Origin of the sequence: Aquabacterium sp., assembly GCF_030652515.1 — a bacterium.
In the GTDB taxonomy this organism is placed as follows: domain Bacteria; phylum Pseudomonadota; class Gammaproteobacteria; order Burkholderiales; family Burkholderiaceae_C; genus Aquabacterium.
Map to the genome: position 1 here is coordinate 1 of NZ_JAUSAR010000170.1, position 7,782 is coordinate 7,782.

Sequence of the window (7,782 nt, forward strand, 5' to 3'; positions counted from 1 at the left end):
AAAAGTAGATGGATATTTAAGGTCAAGTATAATGCTGACAGTACTATTGAAAAGTTTAAAGCACGTGTTGTACTCAAAGGCTTTGAACAAAAGTATGGCACTGATTACATTAATACCTATGCTCCTACACTTCATCTAAAATCGCTCAAACTTATGTTAGCGATTGTAGCAATTCTGAACCTTGAAATGTATCAGATTGACTACACAACAGCGTTCCTAAACGCACCAATTGAAGAAAACTTATTCATGGAACAGCCTGATGGATTTGTACAATTACCTGCCAATGGTTCTACTGATGTGAAAGACAGACTTGTCTGTAGACTGGTAAAATCATTGTATGGTGCTAAACAAGCACCACATAACTGGCATAAAATGGTACATACCTTCATGCTGTCCTTAGGTTTCAAATCATTGATTAGTGACTCCTGTGTTTATGTTAAACGCAGTGGTACTGGTAAGTTATTCCTTATTAGCTTATATGTTGATGACAAAGTCATATGTTTTCACAAAGCTGATACTAAAGAATGGAACACACTATTAGCCACCATTCAATCGAAGTTTAAGATTGAAGTTAAAGGTGAATGTACTTGGATACTTCAGATGGCCATCACTAGAAACAGAGAACAAAAAACCCTATATCTATCACAACACAAGTATGTTATGGAAGTTGTAGATCGTTTTAGTTACTTGTTTGATAAGGATGATAAAGGTAAACCTAGAATCAAATCTAGGCTTAATCCCACTGGTTCCAAGAAAATACAATTAGCAGACGAAGATGGTAAGGTAATTACACCATCCAATGCTGATATTAAGGTGTATCAAGAGATTATAGGTTCGTTGATCTATGCTGCTACACACACACGCATTGACATTGCACAAGCTACTGCTTTACTTGCACGCTACACTGCTAATCCACAACCGCATCATCTTACAGCAGTACTCAGAGTACTTGAATACTTGCACACATTTCCTGATATGGCACTGGTGTTCAAAGGTGATGCTTCTACTGACAAAAATGTAGGTACCACAGATCATATAAAAATGACTGTTGGTGCTTATAGTGATGCTGATTGGGCTGGTTGCTTAGATACTCGTCGGTCTACTACTGGTTCTATAATCATACTAAATGGTAATGTGATTCACTGGTCATCTCACAAGCAATCTACAGTTGCTACTAGTTCGACTGAAAGTGAATACATGGCTCTTGCTGAAACAGCAAAAGAACTAAAATGGTTCAATCACTGGTTAAGTGAACTGCTTATGGTAGTACCAGATGAATTTGAATTAACTAAACCAAGTACTATCAAGGTTGATAACACAGCTGCTATTGCGCTTACCAACTCTGGTGCTTCCCACAATCGCACGAAGCATATAGATGTACGTTATCACTTCATTAAAGAACAAGTTGTCAATGGTACTATCACAATGGTATGGACACCAACCACTTTACAATTAGCTGACTTACTAACTAAACAATTACCCAAAGAAACATTTACTAAATTAGTTTCACAACTTATGGTTAGGTTAAGTAGTATACAAGTAGCTGATAAATCACGTAATAACGGATAAGGGGTGTGTTGGAAGGGTCATATTGCCCTCCGTTGGTTATATCCTTTTATCACTGTGTTTATCACACCCAACATCTCAGTCTAGCTTAAGCACATCTGTCTCTGACTCTGACTGTGCTTTGACTGTGATTTGACTGCATATTGACTGCTTTTTCTAGATTATTGCTGACGTTTCACTGTGATTCCAAAGCGATCACTCTTGCGTATTCTTTCACACTCACAGTCAAATTCTCTTAGCATTTCCTTAGATTTGTCATACATAGAATTTGCCTATGTTTTGTCTATATAACATATGTTTATATATGTTATCTGATTATTCAAATAGATTCTTAAAATACTATTTTGTCTTTTATATATATTATCCCATAATATACAACACATCTGTGAGTATATTATGTACTATATATTTTGTATTCTATAAACATTATTTTATTTGTATATTAACTTAATTGTATCCGTTGAGACCGCAACCTTACGAGTGCTGTATTATATGTATCTGCTCTGAGTACATATATCATCATTCCAACACCTTATCAGAGCGATGCTCTACCTGCATACAATATTTACATATACACTCTAAATATTTGTCTATTTTATACATCATATAAATAAGTATTAGTATAGTTATATTGGTTCAAAAGTACTTAACAAAATAAGATACTTTATTACTATTCCTATCTATATATATATAACTACTTAGCTACATATAAAGTGATATACGTTACCATAAGATAATACAAGAAGTGAAACATAGATACACTATCTGATTATACATTGCTAACGATATAATCCATAATAATAAGCTATTTATAAAGTTATTAAAATAAGAAGCAATAGTACCACTATAACAACAATACCATACGTACATATATATATCAGTTGATAATTAGTCATTAGAACATATTATACAATTGATAACATATTACTAATATAACTTCTACACAAGTATACGTACTGTTAGATAACAAATATATAGTAATACAACACTTTTATCAACAATAATATTAGATAAAAGCATTCTACTTGATACTAATTATTACTAATAATAGTATTCTTGAGCATCATTATCAATTATTGTCATCAATAATAATTATTTACTAAAACAAAGTATATACAGTGTTACTACAAACATAATCTGTTGGTACATACATATATAACTTACATACATAAGTGGTAGACATATATATATACACATTGATATATATATACATCTGTCATTTTTCCCTGTTTGTATTGTAGCGTGGCTCCTACGTTATTGTTTGTTGTTATATCAGTGTCGGTTAGATACATTGTTCGTGTACGTAAGAGAGTGTGAGTGTAGTTGATAGTCCTTCCGCTGATAACTATATTACTGGTTTAGGTACACACCACACTTTAGCCTCAAACGAACAAGTAACAGTGTACGCTAGTACTCGCACATATAATATACAGCAATAATACTAGTCCAGCTAGTACACTACAGAAGCGGCGTGGACTCTTAGTAGTTCATTCTAGTGTTGGTTTATTTATAATCAACAATTATTATTGGAAGTTTTATAATCCATTGGATTATATTTACCCCATTTATAATCCATTGGATTATAACATATACATTGACAACATGTCTTCTACTTCCAAAAAGAAGAAGGCAACTGATCTTCCTAACATCGAAGATACTCATGATGTTTCTCCTTCATCTACAAGTTCAAACATAAATAACAGTAATGATAGTGCTACATTAGATGCTCTGAATAAAGTATTAGCACAAATGCAAATCATGCAAGCACAATATAATCAACTACAACAATGTTACATTGAACTTAGTGAACGAAAGGAAAACAAACGTCATACTGATAATTTGATTCAAATTAATCAACCTATAACAATCAAAGATGAACCAGATACACCACAACTAGAATCATTAGCTAGTCCTGGTACTGCTACTACCATCACTAATGCTAGTGATGCAAGCAGCTCTTCTCTTCCTGGTAAATCATCTTCAACTTCTAAACAGGAAGTTTCTACATCTTATGTAGTACACTCTGCTATTGATCAAATCTCCAAAGGTAAGAACAATATTAATTCATTGTCCACCGGTGCTATTATCACACATCATGGTGCTATTATGCAAAATGGTAAGAAGATCAAACCAGATGTATTACGTGAAACAGATATGCGTGCTATAGCTACAAACAATCGTACACGTATACATACACTGTCTAGCAAGGAAGATAAGACTTTAACCAGCTCTGTATTGACATCGATCAACATTGCTTGGCCACATGATCTTTCATTAGACAGTTTTAGCTTATCTATTCCCAAGTTTGAAGCAGGTAATGTTCATTCAGCTGCTAACTTTATTGCATGGCAAACAAATGTTGTAGACGAATGCAAACGCGTAGGTTTGCAGGACATTCTTCTCAAGCCATTAGATTATATCACCAATGAAATCATGAAAGTAGATTTCAGTATAGGTAATGGAGCTAGTGAAGAATACACTGCTGCTATTAAAGCTGCCATCATACGTTCTGCATATGATCTATCTAAACAACTGTTTTATCTACTAAAGACAGCTGTACAAGACAAAGAACTGTTTGTCTTATCCAAATTACAAACAGATGCTTTAATCTATGAATCTAATGTACCTCAACTGTATATTGAAGGTAACTGCAATCTTTTATGGAGAGCATTAGATGAGAATTACCACAGAATTACACCTGCTGCCATTGAAGAAGCTAATCGTGCATTTGATAGTATATCATATGGTACTGGTAAAAGAGGAAGTACTTCACAAGTCTCCTCAGCTGCTACTCAAAGTTTAATAGTAGCAATATATAATGCTAATCGTAACTTAGCATATGTTGACAAAGGTAGGTCCGAAGCTGCATTGAAAAGCCTGCTCCAACTTAAATTACCTACTGAACTATGGAACATTATACAAGCAGTTACTGTCAACAATCGCCTTGAAGATATGTCATACAATGATATGTGCAAGTTAATCTTAGATCATTCACGCGCAATCGAAGAACGTCAATCAAATCTACCCACTGATAGATCTGCACTCAATCATGTAGATGTCAAAGGCAATAAGCAAGCTTCTAAAAAAGAAGGTTCTGCTACTAAATGTGCAAAGTGCAACAGCATTACACATACAACCAAAGATCATTATGATTGTAGTAGATGTAAGAAAGCTCATCATCCTGACCGATGTCGATTAGATAAAGGTAAGACTGGTGCTGCTAATACGAACACTACCAATGGTTCTGGTAAAGGTAACAGCAACCATAAAGGTCAACAGAACAATAACAATAAGGATAGTACTCTATACTCCTGTAATGTATCTGTTGAACGGAACTCTGCTGGTGAAGTTGTTCAAGTCAACTACTCCGCTGGTAATGTGAACTTTAATACTCACCTACAATGCGTTTTTGATACAGGTGGAGCAGCCCATGCTGCATGTAATGATAGTCATCTATTTGACATTATCGAACTGGAACAACCAGTATTCATTACTTTACCTGATGGTGCAGAAATCAAGGTTACACATTGTGGTTCAATGATGTTAACACCTGACTTAGTACTTAACAGAGTATTGTATGTACCTAAATTCAGAGTTAACATTATTAGTGTTGCTTTATTAACCGATAGAGGTATGAATGTGAAATTCAACAGTAACAGCTGTCAACTTCGTGCTGTAGAAGAAAATGGTGAACTAGGTAAAATACTATTAACTGCTAAGCGGAATGATGGTAATATCTACGTTCATACTCTACCAAGAGAACCGTTTGAACCAAGAAGACCAAAGCATGGCAACAATAAGAAGAAAGATCTGGTAAAAGAGTTAGCTTCAAAACCTAAAGGTGCTAACTACATTGATGCCAATGGTCAACCTTCAAACAAACCAACCACTGTTAGTATCAAAGTGACACGTCATATCCCTAAAAAGAAACAAGATGTTCCTGGTGGTCCTAACAATGCTAAAGCAGATGGTAATAATGCTACTACCTCTAGTTCATCTTCAGCTCCTGTTAATGCTGTTCAAACTTCTTCTACCACTGAAGGTACGTACAACACAAATGCAGACTCAGACTCCGAATGAGGATTGCAGGTAGATGGTTTGACGACCTCTACCGCCCCTATTGAATCAAGTTCGAGCTTAAATGCTATCTCTACTGTCCTTACTAACAAGGATGATAATGGTACCTTAACTCCAGCTGAACGTCTACATTTAACTCTTGGTCACGCTAGCGCCAATGCTATTCGTAGATTAATCAAGAATGGTTCTTTAGAAGGGCTACCATCCAAAACGCCTCATGGCCTTGATAAGGTTGGTGGTGTTAACTGTAAGGGGTGCTCATTAGGTAAATCAACACGTGTACGAACTGCACCCGTTATACCGGAAGCATACCAACCCAGCAAGCCGCTTGAACGTCTTGATATGGATCTTATTGGTCCTATTAAAACTGGATTAAAGCTAGCTGTTAACTCATATATATTAGTTATAGTAGACTGTTACACTCGTTATACTTGGGTATATCTATTACAACGTAAATCCGATGCAAGTGAATGGATTAAGTATCATATAGCTATGCTTGAAAGAACTTATCCAAACTATGTTATCAAAACATTAAAATCAGATGGTGGAGGTGAGTTCATTAACCAAGAACTTTATGACTATACCATGGCAAAAGGTATAAATGTCGTACTGTCACCGCCTCACACATCACATCGTAACTCGATTGTCGAACGTAAGAATTATCATTTGCTTAATGTATCTCGTTCGTTGTTAGTATCTGCTGGCTTGCCACCAATCTTTTGGGAGTATGCAGTTACCTATGCTGTACTAATAGTCAATCGATTGGTACGTAGAAATGGTCCTGGAACTTCACCTTATGAAATGATACATGGAACCAAACCTAAACTCAAGCATCTTAAAGTCTTTGGTAGTGATGCCATAGTCTATTTAAGAAAGCAAGAAAGAGATAATAAGATGTCTAGCACAGCCATGCGATGCATTTATGTAGGCTGGTATAGTGCATATCAGACACATCTCATTTATTCACCTGAGACTAGTAACATCCTTGGCACACATCATGTGCGTGTCATTAATGGAAAGTTTACTACTCCTGTGAACATTAAAGTCAAAGGCTATAATAATAGCAACTATGACAAATTAATAGGTAAAGATGTAGTGATTGAAGGACATTATGATTTCAAGCTTCTATCTAATACCATACCTGCTATCCGTCTTACTGATACAAGTGAACGTGAAGCTGAACAAAGTTCTAGTGTGGTTACTGGTATCATTCACAATGATCTGATCAATTATGGTGAAGTAGGCACTACAGGTTTATTCAACACTAAGGACATTGGTACTACTACAAGCATTGATGATTCCATCCAGGTAAATGATCTACCAACAAGGGGTGTTGACACACAAAGTGAAGCCACACCACCAGCAGACGTCAATACTAATGGAAGCAATCAAACTTATGGAAGTATTCCAACTCAAAATGTGGAACGGTCAAACAAGGTATTGTTGCCTAGAGGTATAGTACAACAGCGGTCCCTCACACGTACACCAGCTATTTCTACACCATCTACTGCTATCAACACACCTACTATTGAACCTAACCCACAAATTCGTCGTGTTTTACCACCACGAGCAGTGAAATTTAAACAAACTTACACAGCACTTACACTAGTATCTAAAGAAAAGGAAGCTGGTACAGATAAAGTAGCAACACGTATAGCTTGTAATAATTTCGCTGTACACAAGCAAGTGGTTCATCATGCATTAAAGCAACTAAGTATTTATGCTAATTCAAAGAATAGCAGAGAGACGTATGCCATTAATAGCACAACCACTAATGCTAGTACTGGTACAGAAATAAAAACCAGTACACCTGCATCTGTAAGCACTCCAACTGTAATCAAGAAGGTCTATGAACCTCGAACCATCAAGGAAGCTCAACGCTTACCTGAGTGGGATCAGTGGAAGGCAGCTGCAGCTAAGGAAATTGATTCACAAGTAAACAATGGTGTTTGGGTATTAGTACCAGCCAGTTCTGTTCCTGTTGGTCAACGTCCAATTAAAAGTAGATGGATATTTAAGGTCAAGTATAATGCTGACAGTACTATTGAAAAGTTTAAAGCACGTGTTGTACTCAAAGGCTTTGAACAAAAGTATGGCACTGATTACATTAATACCTATGCTCCTACACTTCATCTAAAA

Annotated in this window: 3 protein-coding genes; all 3 read left to right on the plus strand. The window is 35.8% G+C overall.

The features are described from left to right. Window positions 1-1,569, plus strand: a 1,569-nt coding sequence (locus tag Q7V20_RS19560) for a polyprotein of Ty1/Copia retrotransposon (protein ID WP_304795105.1), incomplete at its 5' end; no start/stop codon positions are given. Window positions 1,570-3,168: 1,599 nt separating this feature from the next. Then, the gene (locus Q7V20_RS19565; protein WP_304795107.1) at window positions 3,169-5,646 is read left to right on the plus strand and encodes a hypothetical protein; all 2,478 of its coding nucleotides are present in this window, start codon (window positions 3,169-3,171) and stop codon (window positions 5,644-5,646) included. A gap of 18 nt (window positions 5,647-5,664) precedes the next feature. Further along, on the plus strand, window positions 5,665-7,782 hold a 2,118-nt coding region (locus Q7V20_RS19570), incomplete at its 3' end, for a DDE-type integrase/transposase/recombinase (protein WP_304795109.1).

Coding starts and splice junctions, on each gene's coding strand:
- Q7V20_RS19565 (WP_304795107.1), top strand. CDS start 3,169: ATGTCTTCTACTTCCAAAAAGAAGAAGGCAACTGATCTTCCTAACATC.